Below are 20,745 nucleotides of genomic sequence, written 5' to 3' on the forward strand. Positions count from 1 at the left end.
AAACGGCTGGACGAGTTTCCGCAGGCAGTCTTAGGGTGACCGGTATGGGAACTTTGTGCACCACCGGAGTGTGCGCGGGCGCGTACTACCTCCGCCTGCGCACGGCAGCTCGGACTCTGCCGGCGCACCCCGCACTCCGCTGACGCCACCGGGTCGTTCCGTCGACGGAACTTCCCGACCGTAGGCAATACCGGTCCGCTCGACCGGTATTCCGTCGAGTTCATCCGGCGCTTCGGCGCCGCGTCCCGCACCGGCATGGGTCCGGGCGAATCAGCGCACTCCGATTCGACCCACTTCCCCGGAGGACCCCATGTCCCGCCCGCGCACCCATATGCTCGCGACCCGGAAAAGGTTGTCGCAGAATTTCCTGACCGATCCCGCCACCGCCCGCCGGATCGTGGCTTCCGCCGGCCTCAGCCGCGGCGATCTCGTCCTGGAGGTCGGCCCCGGCGACGGTATGCTCACCCGCCACCTGCTCCGGTACACAGACCGGGTGGTGGCCTACGAAAAGGACCCGAGCTACGCCCGCCGGCTCGCGGTACGGTACGCCGGCGACGAACGAGTCTGCGTCGTGCACAGGGATTTCCGTTTCACCGAACCGCCGGATCGACCGTTCGCTGTCATCGGCAATATCCCGTTCGGTGTGAGCACGGATATCCTGCGCTGGTGCCTGGCCGCGCCGCGGCTCACCGCCGCCACATTGCTCACCCAATACGAATTCGCCCGGAAATACAGTGGCGATTACGGCCGCTGGACCAAATCGACCGTAGTCCATTGGCCGGATTGGCTTCCGGCCCTGGGCGAACGGGTCGATCGCGGTGAATTCTTTCCGGTGCCCCGAGTCGACGGCGCAATACTGCGGATCGTGCGTCGCCCGGTACCGCTCCTACCACCGGGCGCCCGCGGGGACTACCGGCGAATGGTCGAAACGGGATTCTCGGGAGTAGGCGGCTCACTCGCCGCCTCGCTGCGGCGCGCGTATCCCGCCCGGGCGGTGACACAAGGCTGCGCGGCGGCCGGTATCGCGACCGACCTGCCGGTGGGGCTGGTTCCGCCGGCGGCATGGCTCACCCTGTACCACCGGCTACACGCGGTCACGCCGCCGCAGCACGACCGCCCGGCGCGCCGGCGACGCCGCTGACCCGGACACGACGACGGGGACGAACCCGCCGGGATTCGTCCCCGTCGCCATGGGCGAGATGTCCCTTCTACACCGCCGTGAAGTCGCGACTCGCGATATAGTCCGGTCGGCGTGCCGGAGCCGCGAACGGTTCTTCCAAGGTGTTCTCCACACTGTTGAACACCAGGAAGATATTCGACCGCGGGAACGGCGTGATGTTGTTCGCCGACGCGTGCATGATGTTCGAATCGAACAGCAACGCCGACCCGGCCGGGCCGGTGAACTGCTCGATTCCGTATTTATGGGCCAGTTCGGTGATATCGGCCTGGCTCGGTACCCCGATCTCCTGCTCGCGCAGCGATTCGCGGTAGTGATCCGCCGGTGTTTCGCCCTGGCAGGGCACGAAGGTGCGATGCGATCCCGGCATCACCATCAGGCTGCCGTTGTACGGGTAATTATCCGTCAACGCGATGGACAGACTCACCGCCCTCGGCACCGGCATTCCGTCTTCGGCGTGCCAGGTCTCGAAATCGGAATGCCAGTAGAAGCCCGTACCGAAGCCGGGAAGGTAATTGACCCGGCTCTGGTGGATGTACACATCCGAACCCAGAACCTGTCGGGCCAGATCCACGACCCGGGATTCGCGTACCAGCTCCTTCACCGCCGGGCTCAGCGTATGCACATCGAATACCGAGCGCACCCGCTGCGACGTCTTCTCCACGATGAGCCGGTCGTCACCCCGCAAATCCGGATCGTTGGCCAGCCGGTCGATTTCGGCGGCGAACCCGGCCACCTCTTCGGGGCTGAGCAAACGATCCAGAATCGCGTAACCGTCGGTATCGAACGCAGCCAGCTCCGCGTTGCCGATCCGGCCCCATACCGTCGCGTCGTGTCGCTCCTGCAGCGGCAACCGCTCGGCGGTTCTGGTCGGATAGCGATCGATCCGATTGTCAACCAACGTCGTTCGTCCTTCCTCTCAGTCGGCCGGAACGGCGATCAACGGATAAACGCCGTTCTCGTCGTGCACCTCCTGCCCCGTGACAGGAGGATTGAACACGCACAGCATCCGCATCCGTGTCCGTGTCCGCACCTCGTGCTTCTCGTGCCCGTCGAGCAGGTACATGGTGCCCGGGGCGAGATCGTAGGTGCGGTCGTTGGTCAGATCGGTCAGGGTTCCTTCCCCCTCGACCAACCAGACCGCTTCCACATGGTTCTGATAGTGGAAGACGTGGGTGGTGCCGGCCTCGATGGTGGTCTCGTGGAACGAGAACCCGACACCATCGCCGCCCAGCACGATCCGTTTGCTACGCCAACCCTCCGCACCGACATCGCGGTGGGTGCCGGTGATCTCGTCGGTGGTGCGCACGATCATTTCGGTAGTTCCTCTCAGCTGCAGACGGTCTCGACGGCATCGCCCAGGATGCGCAGACCGTGGTCGAGCTCGTCGTCGGTGATGGTCAGCGGCGGCAGCAGTTTCACAACCTCGTCCGACGCTCCGGAGGTCTCGGCCAGCAGGCCACGTTCGAACGCGACCTGGCAAACCTTTCCGGCCTGCGAAGCGTCGTCGAAGACCAGGCCGTGCACCAAACCGCGGCCCCGAGTCGAGATTCCCGGTACGGCCACGGCGATATCGTTCAACGCCGTGGCCACCCGCTTACCCTTGGTGCCGGTGGACTTCTCCAATACATCATCGGACCAATAATGCTCGAGCGCCACCTGCGCGGTCACGAAGGACGGATTGTTACCCCGGAAGGTGCCGTTGTGTTCACCCGGTGACCACACATCGTGTTCCGGCTTGAACAGCACGAGCGCCATCGGCAGGCCGTAACCGCCGATCGACTTGGACAGGGTGACGATATCGGGGGTGATCCCGGCCGCTTCGAAGGAGAAGAACGGACCGGTGCGACCGCAGCCCATCTGCACATCGTCGACGATGAGCAGGATGCCGCGGGCCGAGCACAGCGAGGCCAGGTGCCGCAGCCATTCGGCGCGGGCCAGGTTGACCCCGCCCTCGCCCTGCACGGTTTCCACGATCACGGCGGCCGGCCGGTCCAGGCCGGACGAGGAATCGTCGAGCACTCGCTCCATCCACTGGAAGTCGGTGGTGGTGCCGTCGAAGTAGCCGTCGTAGGGCATCGGCGTCGCATGGTTGAGCGGAACACCGGCCCCGGCCCGCTTCATGGCGTTACCGGTCACCGACAACGCACCCAGGGTCATCCCGTGGAAGGCATTGGTGAAGCTGAGGATGGTCTGGCGACCGGTCACCTTACGTGCCAGTTTCAGCGCCGCCTCCACCGCGTTGGCGCCGGTCGGGCCGGGGAACTGGACCTTGTAGTCCAGGCCGCGCGGCGCCAGCAGGGTATCGCGGATGGTCTCCAGGAGTTTGCGTTTGGCGACAGTGGACATGTCCAGACCATGGGTTACACCGTCACCGGTCAGGTAATCGATCAGGGCCGTCTTGAGCAGCGGGTTGTTGTGGCCGTAGTTCAGCGCGCCCGCGCCGGCGAAGAAATCGAGGAAGTCCCGGCCGTTCTCGTCGCGGAGCCACGGCCCCTGAGCGGTCTCGAACACCGCGGGCCAGGAGCGGCAGTAGCCGCGGACGTTGGATTCCAGGTCGTCGAAGATCGTCGTTTCAGGGGTAATCATCAGTGATCCCTTTCGTTTTTACGGGCGATCGGGGAGATGGTGTAAAGGTCCTCGGCGGCGTGGCTGTCCGGGAACACATCCGGTTCGAACAGTGTGCTGCGCACCATTTCGGCGCCGCGGCGGCGAGCCAGCGAGGCGAACATGGCAATCGAGGCGGGGTTATCGGGGGACACGGTGGTCTCCATCGTGTCGACGGCACCGCCGGCCGGATGATCCGGCGCGGTGACTGTATCGACCAGCCAGTCCAGCATGGCGACCCCGGTTCCGCGGCCACGCTGGTCGGCGTCCACAGCGACCTGCCAGATGAACAGGGTGCCGGGCGCATCGGGTCTCAGGTAGCCGGTGATGAAACCGACGACGCGGCCGTCGCTCTCGGCCACCACTGAGGAGGCAGCGAAATCTCGGCACCACAGGAGATAGGCATAGCTCGAATTGACGTCCAGGACCTGCGACTCGTCGGCGATCTGCCACAATCGCGCGGCGTCCGTGATCCGCGGTGCGCGCAGGCGCACGCCGGTACTGGCGGGCTCCGCATCGGTAGCGGCGGACGAGGTGGTCGAGCCGGCGCCGGGGGTACCGGCGGTCTGCGTGCCGGTCGAGCCGGCAATCTGCGTGGACTCAGTGTGTAAAGACATACAACTCCGATGTCTGCTTGCAGTACTTTCCCAGGCTTACGAATCAACTTTGAGGTGGCCTGGTCGAGTTCTTTACGATTGTGTTACAGGCTTATGACGCCCCTCTCGATCGATGGCAGGAAGCCGGAGGACGAACCGGGCGCCCCCGCCGGGGCGTTCGGTACATTCGACCCGGCCGCGGTGGGTAGCCACGGTCTCGGCGACGAGCGCCAGGCCGATTCCGGTACCGCCGGTGGTGGACCGGCGGCTGTTGCGGGTAGTTGCGAAACGTTCGAATATTCGGTCGCGATCGGCCGGTGCGACCCCGGGACCGGCGTCATCCACCTCGATAACGGCTTCCGCGCCGTCTCGGCGCACCGTCACCGCTACCGCTCCCCCACCGTGCCGGTCGGCATTCTTCAGCACATTCAGCAGCGCGCGCTCCAGTTCCAGTTTACGGCCCAGCACGGTGACAGGCGCGGCCACTGTGAGCAGTTCGGCAGGCCGGTGACTGTCGCGCAGCGTATGTACCAGCAGGTCTCCCACGGAGACGGGATCCGCGTCACCGTGATGCATACCCGCCTCCACCCGCGCCAGGGCGAGTAGATCGTCGAGCAGCCGGCGCAAATGCTGCACCTCGGCACTCACCAGGTCCAGGGCCTGCTGGGATCGCGGCGGAAGTTCCGCACGTGAGCGTTCCAGTACACCCACCGCGGTGGTCAGGGTGGTCATCGGGGTGCGCAGCTCATGGCTCACATCGCCGAACAGCCGATGTTCGCGATCGATCCGGCGCTGGAGCGAATCGACCATCCGGTTGAAGGACGCGACCGTACTCGCGAGGTCCTGATCGTTGCTGTCCGGCAGCCGGGTGCCCAGTTCACCGGAGGCGATGAGCGCGGCCGCCTCGGCGACGTCGCGTAGCGGTTTGAGCATGCGCCGGCCCACCGCGACTCCGACCGCGGCACCGACCAGCGCCGCGGCAACGGCACATCCCACCAGCAGCGCCGGACGGTGATGCAGCCGGTCGCTGAAGGTGCGGTTCTCATCGCTGACCACGGCGAACACCGCCAGGACGAGCACCAGCGCCATCAGGCCGGAGGAGGCCGCGAACGCGGTCGTCACCCGGCTGCGCAGGCTCCAGCGCCCCGGATCGCGTTCGACCCGGGCCACAGTCGTTGTTCCGGCCATCGATCAGCGCTGTACGTCCAGCCGGTAACCGAGGCCACGCACGGTGACCACGATCTGCGGATCGGAGGGGTCGCGCTCGATTTTGGTACGCAATCTGCGCATATGGACATCCACGATTCGCTCGTCACCGAAGAATCCCCGGTCCCAGACGCGCTCCAGCAGAACATCACGGCTCAGGACCCGGCCCGGAGCATCGGCCAACTCACACAGGAGCCGGAACTCGGTGATGGTGAGGTTGATCTCCTCATCGCCGCGGCGGACAGCGCCGCCCTCCGGCGAAAGGATCAAGGGTGCGGTGGGGTCGGCGTCCAAGACGACTTCGATCGGCGCCGTCTCGCGTTCCACCGACAGCCGCGCGCGCCGGCGCAGGGCCCGCATGCGCGCGGTGATCTCCTTGATCTCGAACGGTTTGGTGACGAAATCGTCGGCGCCGGCCTCCAGGGCGGCCACCACGTCGTGGGTATCGTCGCGCGCGCTCACCACGATGATCGGCACATCGTGGTCGCGGCGGATCTCCCGGATGCAGGTGAATCCGTCCATTCCGCCGAGCATCAGATCGACGATCATCACATCGGGTACGCCGATCGTCCGCAGATGGGTGAGCGCGGCCTCGGCTTCCTCGGCCTCGGCGACGTCGTAGCCTTCGTCCTCCATGGCCAGGCGTAAAGCACCCCGGACCCGGTCGTCGTCTTCCACGATCATCAGGTTCGCGCTCAATTTTCAATCCCTTGCAGACGCACGTGGCGTGCCGCGGCGCGGGTTTCGCATCCCCAAACCGACGCGACAGCCCGCTACTCAGCTTACTCGAGCAACCTTCCGGTTATACGAGTAGCCGCAATGCCTGCGAAGTAAACCCCCGAAGTGAAATGACTCACTGTCAGATGTCGTGCGCATGCTCCAGGCGGAAGAAGTTACTCGGCGTTCCGTCGGCGCGAAGTTCCTGGTAACGAAAGCTCAGCTTGCGCGCGTCGAAGCTGGCGAACCAGTCGGTCCAGCTGACCGGCTGGAGCACCGCGCCGCCGTAGTGCGGGAAGTCCAGGCGCAGGACTCCCACCTCTCCGTCGTACTGACTGCCGGGCGTCGTCGCCGGATTGGCACCGCGCCGCTGGGCCCACTGGCGGATGATCTCATGATTCGTGGTGACCATGGTTGTTCCGGGAGCGGCGGAAAGGCCACCCTTCATGACGAACCTCCTTGCGGTAGGTGCGTACGTGCTCACCGTGCGACCCTCGTGGCCACACCGGCTTTCCGGACTTGTACCCGGCTTCGCACTTTTGCAAACACAGCGGACAGGCAAATGTCCTGTGTGTCCGCACCGTCGAACCGACGGTGAACGGCGCCCGATACCGGCTCCCCCGCGGATTTGCCACAGATTCGCCGAGGCCGGGAAACCGATCACCTGCCGCCGGAAATCGGGGCCAGAGCCACCGTGATGTTATCGCTGCCGCCACAGACGACCGCATAGTCGACCAGCGCCCGCGCGCCGTCGCTCGTCGGCATCCCGAGCGCGCGCTGCGCCAGCTCGATCGGCCCGGGTAGATAGTTCCACAGACCGTCGGTGCACAGCAGCAGCGAACCCGGACCGTCCACGTAATAGGACCGGATGCTATCTCCCGACCAGGGCTGCTGCCCGGCGTCCGCGCCGAGCCAGCGCATCAGGGTATGCGCCCGCGGATCGGCCATGGCGGCCTGCTCGTCCATGGCACCCGCTTCGATCAGCGTCTGCGCCCACGAATCGTCGACCGTCAGTTTCTGCGGCCCGGTGAGCGGGCCGGCGTGCCCCGGACGCGCCGGCTGATCCGAAACCCGGTCTCCGGCGGCCAGCCAATAGGCACGGCTGTCGCCGATATTCGATACGGTCACCGAAACCCGGCCGTCGGCCTCGGTGCGCACGATCGCCGAAACATAGGTGCACGACGGCGCATCCCCGTCCGGCCCGACCAGATTGCGTACCGCCTCCGATGCCGCCGCCATGCCCGCGGCCGTCGCCTCCTCGGCCGTCCGGTGCTCGGCGAGCGCGGTCAGGCAGGCATCCACCCCGGTGCGAGCGGCGGTCCCGGAGGCGGCCTGCGGATCCGGCGAGGACGAAACACCGTCGCACACCACCAGTACGAGAGTCTCCGGTTGCCCGCTGTCGTCGGGAACCACCGCGGCGGCCACCGCGTCCTCGTTGCGTGCGTGCACGATACCGCGGTCGGTTACCAGACCGGCAATTCCGAGATCCGCCTCGAACCGGTCCTGAACTCGATGCGGATGATCGCAACCGGGACAGCGCGGCCCGCGCCCCTGAGTTCCGCAGTGCACGCAGACCACATCGGACAGACCGTCGTCCGGCAACGCCACCCGGTGGATCCCCGGGGCGAGAGCCTGCCGCGGCACGGTCCGCTCCGCGGCGGCGGCCCGGCGGCGAGTGTCCAAGGTGTCGCGGACCGCCGGCATGGGTTCGGTCACCGCGTCGAGGATGTCACCGGGTTCGGCGCCCCCGGCATTCGTCTCCCGGTTCATCCGGTCACCGCACTCTCGAGTAGATCCCGGCGCCCCCCGACCCGGATACCGCGAGTCCGCACACCGCCCCCTTCGTTCGACCCGTTGCGTTCTGACGATCGAAGATAGTACGCGGTGGCCGGGTGAGCGCGTTCATCCACGCTCCCCAACCGCGCGTACGGCTTTGCGGGCCGCAACCAGCACGGGATCCCAGACCGGCGAGAACGGCGGGGCATACCCCAGATCGAGTGTGGTCAGCTGCGCCACAGTCATCCCCGCGGTCAACGCGACCGCCGCGATATCGACCCGTTTGCCGGCGCCTTCCCGGCCGACGATCTGCACGCCGAGCAGCCGTCCGGTGAGACGTTCGGCCAGCATCTTGACCGTCATCGGTGCCGGGTCCGGGTAATAACCGGCGCGGCTGGTGGATTCGATCGTCGCCGTCACGTACTGCAGACCGGCGTCCCGGGCATCCTTCTCCCGCAACCCGGTTCGCGCCACCTCGAGATCGCAGACCTTGCTGACGGCGGTGCCGACCACACCGGGAAATGTCGCATAGCCGCCACCGATATTGGCACCGATGATCTGACCGTGCTTGTTGGCGTGGGTGCCCAGCGGGATATGGCGGCGCATACCCGAGACGAGGTCGAGCACCTCGACACAGTCACCCCCCGCCCAGATGTTGTCGTGCCCGATGACCTGCATCGCGGAATCGGTCAGAATCCCGCCGTAGCCGCCGATCGGTAGCCCGGCCGCACGGGCCAGTTCGGTCTCCGGGGCGACCCCGATCCCGAGCACCACCACGTCCGCAGGGTATTCGGTACTACCCGCTACCACGGCGCGGGCCCGGCCGTCGGCGCCGGTGCGGATCGCGGTGATCTCGCGGCCGCCGGCCACCACGATGTCCATTCCGCCCAATGCTTCGCGCACCAGGGCGCCCATATCGGGATCGAGCGTAGACATCGGTTCGGCCCCGCGGTGCACGATCGTGACCTCGAAACCGCGGCGAATCAATGCCTCCGCCATCTCGACCCCGATATATCCCGCACCGGCCACCACGGCTCGACGTCCCCCGGTGGCGGCCAGGGTCGCGATGAGCGCCTCACCGTCGTCGAGTGTCTGCACTCCGTGCACACCGGGCGCATCGACACCGGGCAACGGCGGACGGATGGGTCGCGCGCCGGTCGCGAGCACCAGTTGGTCGTAGCCCGTCCATGTTTCGGCACCGGTCGCCAGATCGCGGCTGCGCACCCGGTCGCCGGCGATATCGAGTTCGACGACTTCGCTGCGCAATCGCACGTCGATCGCCCGCGCGCGGTGCTCGGCCGGGGTGCGAGCGATCAGCTGATCCCTGTTGCCGACCTGCCCGCCGACCCAGTAGGGAATCCCGCAGGCGGAGTAGGAGGTGAAATGCCCGCGTTCGAAGACCACGATCTCCAGGTCGCCGGCCTCCCGGTACCGGCGTGCCTGCGCGGCCGCCGACATACCGGCCGCGTCACCGCCGACGATCACCAACCGCTCGGTCATACGACCAACCTACCCAGTCGGTCACGGTCCGCCGCGCTGCCACCTGCGACCGCGCAGCCCCTGCTGCCCCCGCGCTCAGGCGGGACAGCACCGATCAGCGGGAGCCGGTGCCGGCCGTGCGTGCCGGGCGGCGCGCACCGGCACTCGACCGGCCGGCACTGTCGGTGAAGGTCAGGATGCCGTCCTCGATCGGGCTCTTACGCAGGTAGGAACGGTCCCGGAAATAGCTGTTGACCACCTTCCACGGTCCGCCGGTGCCCTGACGCGGCATCACCGCGTCACCGCGCTGGATATAGCCGGAACTGAGCGCACCACCCATCACCGAGACCTCGGAGCGGTCGCTGTCGCGCGCAGTCACCACGAACCGTGTGTAGCCGCGTTCCCGCATCCGGTTGAGCACCTTGCAGAAGTATTCCGCGGCGAGATCAGCTTTCAGGGTCCACGAGGCGTTGGTGTATCCGAGAACCATCAGCGCGTTCGGTACACCGTCGAGCAGCGCCCCCTTGTACATGACCCGTTCCCGCGTCACCACCGGTTCGCCGTCGACTTCCAGGGTGACCCCGCCCAGGATCTGGATGGTCAGGCCGGTGGCGGTGACGACGATATCGGCGTCTATTTCCTCGCCCGAGGAGAGCCGGATGCCGTTCTCGGTGAACGTGTCGATGGTGTCGGTGCGAATCGATGCCTGCCCGCGGCGCAGCGCCTTGAACAGGTCGCCGTCGGGTACCACGCACAGCCGCTGATCCCACGGCGCGTAGTCGGGGCTGAAATGCCGCATATCGATATCGGATCCCACCGCCGACCGGACCCAGTTCAGGAACATTTTCCGGGCCAAGGCCGGTTGCCTGCGCGAGAGCTGGTAGCTGGCCTGCTGGACGGCGATATTGCGTGCGCGGCCGACTCGGTAGGTGAGGCCGGCCGGGGATTTGACCTTCGTGAGACCGACCGCGACCGGGTCGTCGGCCGGGATCGAGGCAATATAGGTGGGCGAACGCTGCAGCATCGTCACGTGTGCGGCCGTGGCGACCATCGACGGCACCAGCGTGATGGCGGTGGCCCCGCTGCCGATCACCACGACCTTCTTCCCCCGGTAGTCGAGATCTTCGGGCCAGTGCTGGGGATGGACGATCCGCCCGGTGAAGTTCTCCTCCCCGGGGAACGACGGCCGGTAGCCCTTGTCGTAGTCGTAGTAGCCGGTACAGCCGACCAGGAAACTGCCGGTCCACAATTCCTCGGCACCGGTCGCTTCTTCGACGACCCGGACGGTCCAGCGGTTGTCCGCACCGGACCAGCTCGCCGAAACCACTTTCCGGCCGAAGTTGATATGCGGGGTGACTCCGTACTCGGCGGCGGTTTCCTCGATATAGCGGCGGATCCCGGCGCCGTCGGCGAGCATCTTCGTTCCGCGCCAGGGCCGGAAACCGTAGCCGAAGGAGTACATATCGGAGTCCGAGCGGATTCCGGGGTATCGGAAGAGGTCCCAGGTTCCGCCGATGGCGGTGCGCCGTTCCAGGATCGCGTAGCTGCGCCCGGTGCTCTCCTTCTCCAGGTGACAGGCCACATCGATACCGGACAGACCGGCTCCGATGATCAGTACGTCGACATGCCGCGTCATTGCGTTCCTCGTCTGCTCGTGCCGGGTTCGCCGTCGAGCACGACAGACGCACCTTTTACCTGTAACCGACAGTATCTTATATCGCGGCCGGTTCGGGCGCGACCCGTCGAAGCGCCGCAGGGCCGACATACCCCGCCCCGCCTTTTAACGTGATATTCACCTCAATTTTTCTTTTCTTCTATGGACATCGCCGCCGGCATCCTGCTCACCGGAATTCGGCGATGACCGGCGCGAAGGTATCCATATCGGGTTCGAGCACGGTGATATAGCCGAACCCGAACCGCTCCCGATTCGCCCGTAGCCGGTCGGCGATCTCCCGGGGACCGCCCAGCAGCACCGTGGGCAGTTCGTCCACCGCGGCCAGCACCTCGGGCGCCACGGCCGAGGCGTACCTGTCGAGGAATTCGGCGCGCTTGCCGGCGGGCACCACCGACTGGACCAGGATGTTCAACTCCACCTCGGCGGCACGCTCCCCCAGCGCGGCCCGGACGAAACCGACCCGTTCATCGATTTCCGCCGGTCCGGCCAACCGCAGCCCGCCGGCGGTCGTGGCGGCGGCGCCGGTCAGCGCGACGACGGAGGCGTAGCGAGCGGCGAGGGTGAGCATCCGGTCGCCCCAGCCGCCGATGAGCAGTGGCGGGCCACCCGGCCGCGCGGGCTGCGGCCCGAAGCCGGGATCGGCGAACAGATCGCGCAGCGTTCGCACAGTCTGCTCGACATACTCGACTCGGCTCGCCCCGCTGCCGAAAGGGATACCGGCGGTATCGAATTCGGCACGCACATAACCCGCGCCCAGCCCCAGTTCCAGCCTGCCCTGGACGAAGCGATCCGTTCCGGCGACCTCCCGGGCCAGTAGCACGGGATTGTAGAAGGGCACGTTGAGAACGAAGGTGTTCAACCGCACTCGTTCGGTGTTCTCGGCGGCCAGTACCAGGGCGGGAAACGGCGGCGCCATGCCGAGATGGTCGGCTACGCCGATCACGTCGTAACCCAGTTGCTCGGCCCGCCGGCATTTGTGTACCCATTCGTCGCGGGAATGCGGCACGACCATGTTGACGCCGAACCGGAAGTCTGTCGGTGAACTCATACCTTCTGCATACCCGCACGGCTTCGCCCCGGCGAGCCACCGGACATAGGGTGGGTACTCGTCCCGGGCAGGCGCGGCGCCGGTCCGAGCCACCAGGAGGATTGTCGATGAATGCCACGAAAACCCGGTACGGGCTGTTGATCGCGGCCGCCACGCTCGCACTGGCCGGGTGCACCGAGATCGAGCAGGCGTTGAACAAGGGCGGCGATACACCTTGCCGCGAGTACATCGCGCAGGATCCGGAAACCAAACGGGTCACCATCACCAAATTCCTCGAGGAACAGCGCGGGCAGGCACCGACCGGCACCAATGTGGACCTGTCCATGGCGGCCGTCGACGGTTTGTGCACCGTTCAGGCCAATGCCGACACCCCCATCGAACGGGCCGATCTGGCCGGTATCTTCATCCGGAAATAGCACGCCTGCCACTGCGGTTTCCCTTGCCGACACCGGACGAGCGGGCTTCCGGCCGCCTCCGCGCCGCCACCTGCCCTATACCACAAGCCTTTTCGCCAGGCCATTGACACCCACTCGCCTCCGCCGACGTGATACGCAAGAATGTGTTCGCAAAAGTGCTGGCGAAGTAGCGATCCGGATACCGGGCGGTGGCGAGCGGAATCGGTGCGCCCGGCCGGTGCCGGCACCGGAACCCAGTTGCAAGGAGCGCGGAATGTTTCATCGGATCGGATCGGTAGCGCCGCGGTGCCGCAGCGCGGCGCGGAGTTCCTGATGGCGTATCGCAGCGACCGCGTAGCGGTGACCGACAGAGCCCGCAACGCGTTACGCGAATTGATCGAACAGCACGGCCCCATCCTGCTCTACCTGCGCCGTCACGACGCGGGCGAACCAGCGCCCGACTGGCTGCCCATCCGCGATTTCCGGGCGGCTACGGGCGATACTCTCTTCGGCCGGCTGGCCTGGCATACCGAACTGTGGATGAGCGAGCAGGCCTACGAGCATTTCGAACGCGATCACCTGACCGTGGACGTCCCCGCCGACGCCGGGCCACCGGCCGGTGGTGACGAACCCGCGGCGGATACCGCGGTGTTCCTGCTGCGCGCCCGCCGGCTCAGCGCCGCCGAGAACGCCGCCTTCGAAGCTCGCAAACGTAGCCGGGGCTGAACCGCTCGCGGTGATCACCGTCCGGGCAGGTATTTCAGCCCGCGCGCGATGGTCATCAGGATCGGCTGCCACAACTCCTGCGGGATCAGCGGCGGCGGATCCAGGTTCAGGAAGCGAGTGGTCACCACCGACTGGGCTTCGGTGAATTTCAACAGTCCGCCGGGGCCGTGCCGGCGGCCGACCCCGGACGCCTCCATCCCGCCCATGGGCGCGGCGGTAGTTCCCCAGGCCGGGGCGTAGCCCTCGTCGACACACACCGTGCCCGTCCGCAACCGGCGGGCGATCCGCTCTCCTTCGGCCGACGTGGCAGCCCACACACTGGCGTTCAGCCCGTAGTCGGTATCGTTGGCCGCCGCGATCGCCTCGTCCACGGATTCGACGGGGTAGACAGCCACCAGCGGCCCGAAGGTTTCGTTGCGGCCACAGATCATCTCATCGGTCACGCCGGCGAGCACGGTCGGTTCGAAGAACAGCGGCCCGATATCGGGCCGGGCGTTGCCGCCGGTGAGTACCCGGGCACCCCGGGCGACGGCATCGGCGAGGTGACGGGTGACGGTTTCGAACTGCGGCTTCGAGATGAGGGAGCCGATATCGGCCGAATTATCGTAGGCCGCGCCCAGTTTCGCCGATTCGACGGTAGCTGTGAATTTTTCGGTGAACTCGTCGGCGACGGATTTCTCGACATAGATCCGTTCGATGGAGATACACAACTGCCCGGCGTTGGAAAAGCATGCCCGCACCGCCGCGCGGGCCGCCCGGCCGATATTCGCGCCCGCGGTGACGATCATCGGGTTCTTACCGCCCAGTTCCGCGGAAAACCCGATCAGCCGGGCACCGCACCGCTGTGCCAGTGCCCGGCCGGTCTCGGTGGAACCGGTGAACATCAGATAGTCACATCGGTCCACCATGGCTTCGCCCACAACCGGCCCGGGACCGGGCACGACCGCCAGCAGGTCGCGCGGCAGGCCCGCACGGTAGAGCAGTTCGGCCCCCGCGAGCGCGGAGAACGGTGTCCGGCTGTCCGGTTTCAGCAGTACCGCGTTCCCGGCCAGCAGCGCGGGAATCGCATCGCCGAGCGATAGCACCAGCGGATAGTTCCACGGCGAGATCACCGCGACGACACCTTTGGGCCGGGCACCGACCCGGGCCCGGTTGAGAATCGGAAAGGCCCCGGGCACCTGCTGTTCGTCCAGCAGTCCGGGCGCGATCCGCGCGAAATAGCGGGCCGCGAACATCAGGCCCATGATCTCTTCCTGTGCCGCCCACCGGGCCTTGCCGGTTTCGGCCTGGATGACATCCATCAGCACCGCGCGCTGCGCGACGACCAACTCCCGGAAACGGTGTAGCACTCGGGCACGTTCGGTGGCCGGGCGGGCAGCCCAGTGCGTTTGCGCGGCCCGGGCCCGCGCGACCGCGGTGTCCACATCCGCCGCGGTGCCCACCGGCATCGACCCCAGCGGCGCCCCGGTGAAGACCTCATCGATCGTGCGCTGCGCGCGTGCTGCGGTCTCGTCGACCGCGGCCCCTGCGCTCAAGCGGTCGAAGACCGCGGTATCCGGGACGGGCATCGGTGCCTCCTACCTGGTCGGTAATCCACGCGATACGGACGAATCTACCCATCCGGCACGCCCGGGGGCGGTCACGCGGCCGAAACCACTGTCGGTCGCGAGGTCGAAGGGAGTCCTGTTCAATGGGATCCGATGTGCCGGAAGCGGGGCGAAAGGTTACTTTGTGGCGATGTTCAGAGCGAGGCTCGGTGTCCGCGCCCGGATCCTGGCGATCGCGCTCATCCCGAGTTTGACCCTGTTGGTGGTCGGTGTGGGCGCGACCGGCTATCTGATCGACCAGGGCCAGCACGACCGGCAGGTGACCGAGGCGATGCGGGCGGCGTCCGGCCCCACCCGCACGGTGTACGACATCGTTCAGGACGAACGCCGCCTCACCCTTGCCTACCTCGCCGGTGATACGGATGCGGCCGATGCACTGACCGCTGTACGGCCCGACAGCGAACGGGCGCTACTCGGCCTGCTCGACGCCTCCCAGCAGCTACGCGAACTGCAACCCGACCAGATCACCGACGATGTCGGCTCGTTCGCGACGCTCACCCAGCAGCTGGGCAATATCCGGGGCGCGGTCGACAGCCGCTCGGTTTCGGCCGGCGATGCCTACACCTTCTACGCGCGGCTGCTGGATGCGCTCGCGGTCGGTGCGCAGCTCTCGCAGTCCTTCGCGCCGGATGCGCATTCGGCCACCCAGCTCACCCTCGCCACCCGCATCATGCACATGCTGGAGGCCACCTCCCGTAGCCATGCGCTGGCCGGTGCGGCGCTGCGGTCCGGCCGGCCGGTGGCACTACCAGATGAGTACATCCAGCAGACCGGCTTCTACCACATCGAAACAGCGCTGCTGGCCCGCGAGCTCGACCCGGAGCTCGGTGAACGGCTGAACAATCTGCTCAGCAGCCCGCAATGGCAGCTGCTGACCCGCACCGAGAACACACTCATCGCCCGCAGCCTCCCGGGCTCGGACGGTGACGGCGCCTCGGAGCTGCCGCCCGCCCAGTTCGCCGCCTGGCAGGATGCGGCCGACCATGTCGATCACGAGATGCTCGAACTCTGGGACGAGCAGAACCTGGTCATGCAGCGGGCCGCACTGGATGCCGCGGCCCGCACCACGACGCAATCGCTGCTGATCGGGCTCGCCGTCCTGGTGGTGTCCGCGGCGGCGTTCGGCATCTCCCTGGTTCTGGCCAACCGGTTCATCCACCGCCTGGTGCGGTTGCGCGACCATACGCTGGCCCTGGCCGACGAGCGGCTGCCGGATATGCTCGACCGGCTCCGCGCCGGCGAGGAGGTCGACGACACCGCGGCCACGGCGAAACTCCACTTCGGCCACGACGAACTCGGTGCGGTGGCCACGGCGTTCGAACATGCGCACGCGGTCGCCGTCACGGCCGCTGTCACCGAGGCCCGCAACCGGGAAGGCGTCAAATCGATCTTCCTGAACATCGCGCACCGCAGCCAGATCGTGGTGCACAAACAGCTGGAGATCCTCGACGAGGCCGAACGGCGCGAAGAGGATCCGGCGATGCTGGACGTATTGTTCAAACTCGACCATCTGGCCACCCGGGAACGCCGTAACGCGGAGAACCTCATCGTGCTCGGCGGCGGGAAACCGGGCAGGCAGTGGCGTACCCCCGTACCGCTGGTCGATCTGGTGCGCAGTGCCGTCGGCGAAACCCAGGACTATCCGCGGGTGCGTCTGGCCCGGCTGCCCGAGCTGCGGGTCGCGGGTAGCGCGGTCGGTGATCTCATCCATCTGCTCGCCGAACTCGTCGACAACGCGACCTCGTTCTCACCGCCGCAGTCACGAGTCCAGGTGACCGGGTCGGTTATCGGCAAGGGCGTGGCCATCGAGATCACCGATCAGGGCATGGGGATCCCGGCCGACAGCCGCGACCGGCTCAACGAGATCTTGCAGAACCCACCCGACTTCGAGGTCGCCTCGCTGCAGCGGGACTCCCGGCTGGGGATCTTCGTGGTCGCGCAGCTGGCCCACCGGCACGGTATTTCGGTACAACTGCGGGAATCCGAGTACGGCGGCGTACGGGCGGTCGTGATCGTTCCGTCCGCCCTGCTCACCGATCCCGCGGAGGAGACCGCGCCACTGACCGGGTTGACGCGCCCGGCCGCCCCGGTACCGGCCCCCGAAGAACGCGCAGCGGCCCCGGCGGCCACCCTTGTCGAGGACCGCCCGCGCCCTGATCCGGTGCCGACGGGCCGCCCGACGGCGGAGACCGGTTCGGCCACCACCGAACCGGAGGTGCTGCCCGACGGTCGTCCGGCTTTACCACGCCGTACCAGGCAGGCTAAAGTCGCACCGCGACCGGAAGATTCGGGCGCCCAGCAGGCCGCAGCGGCGCGGCCGCGCTCGGCCGAACAAGCCCGAGATCTGATGGCGGCGATCGAGATCGGTACCCGGCAGGGCCGTAGGCCTCTGCCCGCCGCGGATTCCGGCGCCGCGAACCCGGCGCCGGACGGCGCATCCCCGGATGAACAGGAAGGCTAAGTGTCAACTTCCACTCAAGGTGACCTGAACTGGCTGCTCGACGATCTCGTCGAGCGACTCGCTGGGGTCCGGCTGGCGGTCGTACTGTCCACCGACGGAATGCTGCTCGGCCACTCCTCGAAAATGGACCGCACCGAGGCCGAGCATTTCGCGGCGATGTCGTCGACGCTGCACGGCCTGGCTCGTAGCGCGGGCGCACGATTCGAGGGGGGTAACGTCCGGCAGGCGGTGATCGAACTCGATCGGGCCGTCCTGTTCGTGACCTCCGCGGGCGACAACGCCTGCATCGCGGTCCAGGCGGCCGCGGACGCGAACCTCGGCATGGTGGCCTACGAGATGAACCTGACCGTACAGCGGGTCGGTACCCATCTCTCGACCAGTTCCCGCAGCGGAACCGGGGACCGACCACAGCAGTCGTGAGAACAGCGATACGGCGATGACCGGTACACGGGATTCCTGGTTCGACGACGATGCCGGACCGCTGGTGCGGCCGTACGCGATCACCCGGGGGCGAACCGTCGGTGCCGGACACGATCTGGATATGCTCACGATCGTGGTCAGAGCCCACGGAGCCCCGCCACTACGTCGTACCGAACCCGAATATCTAGATATCGTGCAGTTGTGCACGGAACCACAGACAGTGGCGGAGGTGGCAGCCGCCTTGAAACTGCCGCTGGCGGTGACCAAGATTCTCGTCGGAGATCTGATCGGTGACAGCCATCTGATCTTCCGGACTCCGGTGCAGATGGAGTCCGGACCCGGCGACTTCAACATATTGCGAGCGGTACTGGATGGAATCCGAAAAATTTGACCCTGCCCGGATGGACCCCGCGGCGCCGGCCCTGGCCGCGTCGGTCAAGGTCCTCATCGCCGGCGGCTTCGGCGTCGGCAAAACCACCATGGTGGCCTCGATCAGTGAGATTCCGCCGCTGCGGACCGAGGAGATGATCACCGAACTCAGCACGGGGATCGATGATCTGTCGGGTGTCGAATCCAAGACCACCACGACGGTGGCGCTGGACTTCGGCCGGATCACCATCGACAAGGATCTGGTGCTGTACCTCTTCGGTACGCCCGGCCAGGACCGTTTCTGGTTCCTGTGGGACGAACTGGCGCGCGGCGCGCTGGGAGCGGTGGTGCTGGCCGATACTCGCAGGCTCGGTAACTCCTTCGCCGCCATCGACTACTTCGAACGGCGCGGACTGCCGTTCCTCGTGGCGGTCAACTGTTTCGACGGTGCACCGCGCTACACCGTGGACGAGGTCCGCGACGCCCTGGATCTGGACGGCTCGATGCCGGTGATGCTCTGCGACGCGCGGGATCGGGTGTCGGCGAAGAACGTGCTGCTCAGCTTGATCGAGTATCTGATCGATCGGGCCACCCGGCCGGATCTGACCGCCAATCCCGGGTGATCCGCTCAGGCGGAGCCGCTCGCCGGCTCCGCCTGAGCGCGTCGGGTTCGGAACCGGTAGGTAGCCTGAACACGTACGGCCCGCGCTCAGGCGCAACAGGCACAGCCGAAGCTCAGCGCAAGGCGCCCGCCGCGTGCAGTTCGTCGAACAGCAACTGGTCCACCGGTGGTACGTGCGGGCGGTCGGCGTAGCCGAACCACGCGAGCTCGGCGATCTCGCTGCTCGCGGTCAACTGCCCGCGGTAGTCGGCGCGGTAACAGCTCATCCGGACCCGGGCGGCGCCGTCGGCGGCCTCGTAGACGCCCACCGGTTCGACGGTTTCGGTGACCAGTCCGACAGTGAGTTCTTCGGCGATCTCACGAATCAGGGTCTGCTCGTCGGATTCGCCCGCTTCGCGTTTTCCGCCCGGGATGTAGAAGATCTCCTTACCCGCCGGGCGGGCACACAGGATGCGCCCGTCCACGATCAGCACCCACGCGACCGTATCGATGAGATCATCGGCCATTTCGTCCATCACGCCGGCAGCTTAGACCAGCGCGGCGCGCGGACCATCTCGGCCAAGCTGCCCCCATCCGCGCGGTCGTGGACGTACCATGCGGACGTGGCCGATGCGAATCCTCCCGCCGTGCTGCGGGTCCTGGTCTACAGCAACGACGCCGATACCCGGGGTCAGGTGATGCTCGCGCTCGGGCGTCGCCCGCATCCGGACCTACCGCCGCTGGAGTATCTCGAGGTCGCCACCGCCCCGGTGGTGCTGGAGCGGATGGATGCCGGCGCGGCCGATCTCGCCGTTCTCGACGGTGAATCCGCGCCGGTCGGCGGGATGGGCCTGGCCAAACAACTCAAGGACGAGCTGGCCGAATGCCCGCCGCTGATCGTGCTCACCGGCCGTGCCGACGATGCCTGGCTGGCGAACTGGTCGCGCGCCGAGGCTGTTGCCGCCCATCCGATCGACCCGTTGCGGCTCACCGAGATCGTGGTCGCCCTGCTTCGCCGCCGCCCGGCTGCCTGAGCACTTCGTACCCGCAGCGGCAGCGGCACGTCACCACGAACATGCGCGCGCCCGGGTGCAATGGACACCGCCTGAGCGCGCCCGGCCCCGAGGCGGGATGGAAGCGTACCCATGGCGGGCTCGGCTCGGGCGCATCGGACACCGCCGGAGCCGATTAGGTTCATTCGCTCATAAATCTCAGTCCCGAATTCGATCAAACCGGTCTGTTGATCCGCGTTCTTCCTGCCGCGACAGTTGTAGGCTGTGCTGTAGCTCACATGAGCGCGGGAGATGACATATAACCCGCGACACCGAAATCCTCCCCAGCCCATTCTCGATTCCGGGGGAGATCCGGCGGCGCGGGCCGTCCCCATCGCCCGCCCGGCCCCGTTCGCGGGTCCCGCGGCACAACCGCCGGGCCCGGAGTTCGCAAGGAGGGGAAGCGCAGTCGTGAACACCGAACTGCCGATACTGGTCCTCGGCGCGGTTGCCGCCGCGTTCGCGATCATCTCGGTCCTGATCGCCGGCCTCATCGGCCCGAAGCGCTACAACCGCGCGAAACTACAAGCCTACGAATGCGGTATCGAACCGACGCCGCACGCGGTGGCCGGCAGCGCGGGAAGCACTACCGGCCAACGTTTTCCGGTGAAGTACTACCTCACCGCGATGCTGTTCATCATTTTCGATATCGAGATCGTGTTCCTCTACCCGTGGGCGGTCCATATCGATGCGCTCGGGGTTTTCGGCCTGGTCGCGATGGCTCTGTTCATCGTCAATGTCTCGGTCGCCTATGCCTACGAATGGCGGCGCGGCGGCCTCGGCTGGGACTGAACCGCGAACCTCCGATCAGCCGCGGCCCGTGCTCCGGCACG

22 protein-coding genes are annotated in these 20,745 nt (G+C 66.9%); 9 read left to right on the plus strand and 13 right to left on the minus strand.

The window, feature by feature from the left end; all coding sequences use genetic code 11:
- The first annotated feature begins 310 nt into the window (after window positions 1-310).
- Window positions 311-1,141 (plus strand): 23S ribosomal RNA methyltransferase Erm, encoded by an 831-nt coding sequence (gene erm, locus IU448_RS04670; RefSeq protein WP_195054221.1) that lies wholly within the window; start codon window positions 311-313, stop codon window positions 1,139-1,141.
- Window positions 1,142-1,208: 67 nt separating this feature from the next.
- Here the strand turns inward: erm and thpD are convergent, their stop codons facing one another.
- The 11 genes from thpD to IU448_RS04725 form a co-directional block, all read right to left on the minus strand.
- Entirely contained in the window at window positions 1,209-2,078 is an 870-nt protein-coding gene (thpD, locus tag IU448_RS04675) for an ectoine hydroxylase (protein WP_195054222.1), read from the minus strand.
- Window positions 2,079-2,096: 18 nt separating this feature from the next.
- Entirely contained in the window at window positions 2,097-2,492 is a 396-nt protein-coding gene (locus IU448_RS04680) for an ectoine synthase (protein ID WP_062978384.1), read from the minus strand.
- A gap of 14 nt (window positions 2,493-2,506) precedes the next feature.
- On the minus strand, window positions 2,507-3,766 hold the full coding sequence (gene ectB / locus IU448_RS04685; protein WP_195054223.1) for a diaminobutyrate--2-oxoglutarate transaminase: 1,260 nt from the start codon (window positions 3,764-3,766) through the stop codon (window positions 2,507-2,509).
- Window positions 3,766-4,401: a diaminobutyrate acetyltransferase gene (gene ectA / locus IU448_RS04690; protein WP_195054224.1), complete on the minus strand. Its 636-nt coding sequence runs from the start codon at window positions 4,399-4,401 to the stop codon at window positions 3,766-3,768. The genes ectB and ectA overlap by 1 nt, the downstream gene beginning before the upstream one ends.
- Before the next feature lie 72 nt (window positions 4,402-4,473).
- On the minus strand, window positions 4,474-5,568 hold the full coding sequence (locus IU448_RS04695) for a sensor histidine kinase (protein WP_195054225.1): 1,095 nt from the start codon (window positions 5,566-5,568) through the stop codon (window positions 4,474-4,476).
- A gap of 3 nt (window positions 5,569-5,571) precedes the next feature.
- Window positions 5,572-6,285 (minus strand): response regulator transcription factor, encoded by a 714-nt coding sequence (locus IU448_RS04700; RefSeq protein ID WP_195054226.1) that lies wholly within the window; start codon window positions 6,283-6,285, stop codon window positions 5,572-5,574.
- Between the two features lie 160 nt (window positions 6,286-6,445).
- The gene (locus tag IU448_RS04705; RefSeq protein ID WP_195054227.1) at window positions 6,446-6,751 is read right to left on the minus strand and encodes a hypothetical protein; all 306 of its coding nucleotides are present in this window, start codon (window positions 6,749-6,751) and stop codon (window positions 6,446-6,448) included.
- 212 nt (window positions 6,752-6,963) lie between these two features.
- Window positions 6,964-8,073: a PP2C family protein-serine/threonine phosphatase gene (locus IU448_RS04710; RefSeq protein WP_228812023.1), complete on the minus strand. Its 1,110-nt coding sequence runs from the start codon at window positions 8,071-8,073 to the stop codon at window positions 6,964-6,966.
- A gap of 132 nt (window positions 8,074-8,205) precedes the next feature.
- A complete protein-coding gene (locus IU448_RS04715) occupies window positions 8,206-9,579 on the minus strand; it encodes an FAD-dependent oxidoreductase (protein ID WP_195054228.1) in 1,374 nt (457 codons plus the stop codon).
- Window positions 9,580-9,673: 94 nt separating this feature from the next.
- Window positions 9,674-11,194: a flavin-containing monooxygenase gene (locus tag IU448_RS04720; RefSeq protein WP_195054229.1), complete on the minus strand. Its 1,521-nt coding sequence runs from the start codon at window positions 11,192-11,194 to the stop codon at window positions 9,674-9,676.
- 205 nt (window positions 11,195-11,399) lie between these two features.
- The gene (locus IU448_RS04725) at window positions 11,400-12,281 is read right to left on the minus strand and encodes a TIGR03621 family F420-dependent LLM class oxidoreductase (protein WP_195054230.1); all 882 of its coding nucleotides are present in this window, start codon (window positions 12,279-12,281) and stop codon (window positions 11,400-11,402) included.
- A gap of 107 nt (window positions 12,282-12,388) precedes the next feature.
- Between IU448_RS04725 and IU448_RS04730 the strand changes: the two genes are divergently transcribed.
- Both IU448_RS04730 and IU448_RS04735 read left to right on the plus strand, forming a co-directional pair.
- Entirely contained in the window at window positions 12,389-12,697 is a 309-nt protein-coding gene (locus tag IU448_RS04730; protein WP_195054231.1) for a hypothetical protein, read from the plus strand.
- A 312-nt stretch (window positions 12,698-13,009) separates the two neighbouring features.
- Window positions 13,010-13,402: a DUF779 domain-containing protein gene (locus IU448_RS04735; RefSeq protein ID WP_195054232.1), complete on the plus strand. Its 393-nt coding sequence runs from the start codon at window positions 13,010-13,012 to the stop codon at window positions 13,400-13,402.
- 14 nt (window positions 13,403-13,416) lie between these two features.
- Here IU448_RS04735 and IU448_RS04740 read toward each other — a convergent pair whose 3' ends face one another.
- Window positions 13,417-14,970 (minus strand): succinic semialdehyde dehydrogenase, encoded by a 1,554-nt coding sequence (locus tag IU448_RS04740; protein WP_195054233.1) that lies wholly within the window; start codon window positions 14,968-14,970, stop codon window positions 13,417-13,419.
- A gap of 169 nt (window positions 14,971-15,139) precedes the next feature.
- Here IU448_RS04740 and IU448_RS04745 point away from each other — a divergent pair, with 169 nt between their 5' ends.
- Genes IU448_RS04745 through IU448_RS04760 form a run of 4 tightly spaced genes read left to right on the plus strand, consistent with a single transcriptional unit; the run spans window position 15,140 to window position 18,882 of the window.
- Complete coding sequence (locus IU448_RS04745; RefSeq protein ID WP_195054234.1) at window positions 15,140-17,470, plus strand: nitrate- and nitrite sensing domain-containing protein; 2,331 nt, start codon at window positions 15,140-15,142, stop codon at window positions 17,468-17,470.
- On the plus strand, window positions 17,471-17,890 hold the full coding sequence (locus tag IU448_RS04750; protein ID WP_195054235.1) for a roadblock/LC7 domain-containing protein: 420 nt from the start codon (window positions 17,471-17,473) through the stop codon (window positions 17,888-17,890). It begins immediately after the preceding gene.
- 16 nt (window positions 17,891-17,906) lie between these two features.
- Window positions 17,907-18,281, plus strand: coding sequence for a DUF742 domain-containing protein (locus tag IU448_RS04755; RefSeq protein ID WP_195054236.1), 375 nt, complete (start codon window positions 17,907-17,909; stop codon window positions 18,279-18,281).
- 10 nt (window positions 18,282-18,291) lie between these two features.
- Complete coding sequence (locus tag IU448_RS04760; RefSeq protein ID WP_033242397.1) at window positions 18,292-18,882, plus strand: GTP-binding protein; 591 nt, start codon at window positions 18,292-18,294, stop codon at window positions 18,880-18,882.
- Between the two features lie 112 nt (window positions 18,883-18,994).
- Here IU448_RS04760 and IU448_RS04765 read toward each other — a convergent pair whose 3' ends face one another.
- Window positions 18,995-19,396 carry an NUDIX hydrolase gene (locus IU448_RS04765; protein ID WP_228812249.1) on the minus strand — a complete coding sequence of 134 codons (402 nt, stop codon included), beginning with the start codon at window positions 19,394-19,396 and terminating at the stop codon, window positions 18,995-18,997.
- 162 nt (window positions 19,397-19,558) lie between these two features.
- Here IU448_RS04765 and IU448_RS04770 point away from each other — a divergent pair, with 162 nt between their 5' ends.
- Window positions 19,559-19,894 (plus strand): hypothetical protein, encoded by a 336-nt coding sequence (locus tag IU448_RS04770; protein ID WP_228812250.1) that lies wholly within the window; start codon window positions 19,559-19,561, stop codon window positions 19,892-19,894.
- A gap of 429 nt (window positions 19,895-20,323) precedes the next feature.
- Complete coding sequence (locus IU448_RS04775) at window positions 20,324-20,704, plus strand: NADH-quinone oxidoreductase subunit A (RefSeq protein WP_195054238.1); 381 nt, start codon at window positions 20,324-20,326, stop codon at window positions 20,702-20,704.
- The last annotated feature ends 41 nt before the right edge of the window (window positions 20,705-20,745 follow it).

The sequence above is a fragment of the Nocardia flavorosea genome, from assembly GCF_015477805.1.
Taxonomy (GTDB): Bacteria; Actinomycetota; Actinomycetes; order Mycobacteriales; family Mycobacteriaceae; genus Nocardia; species Nocardia flavorosea_A.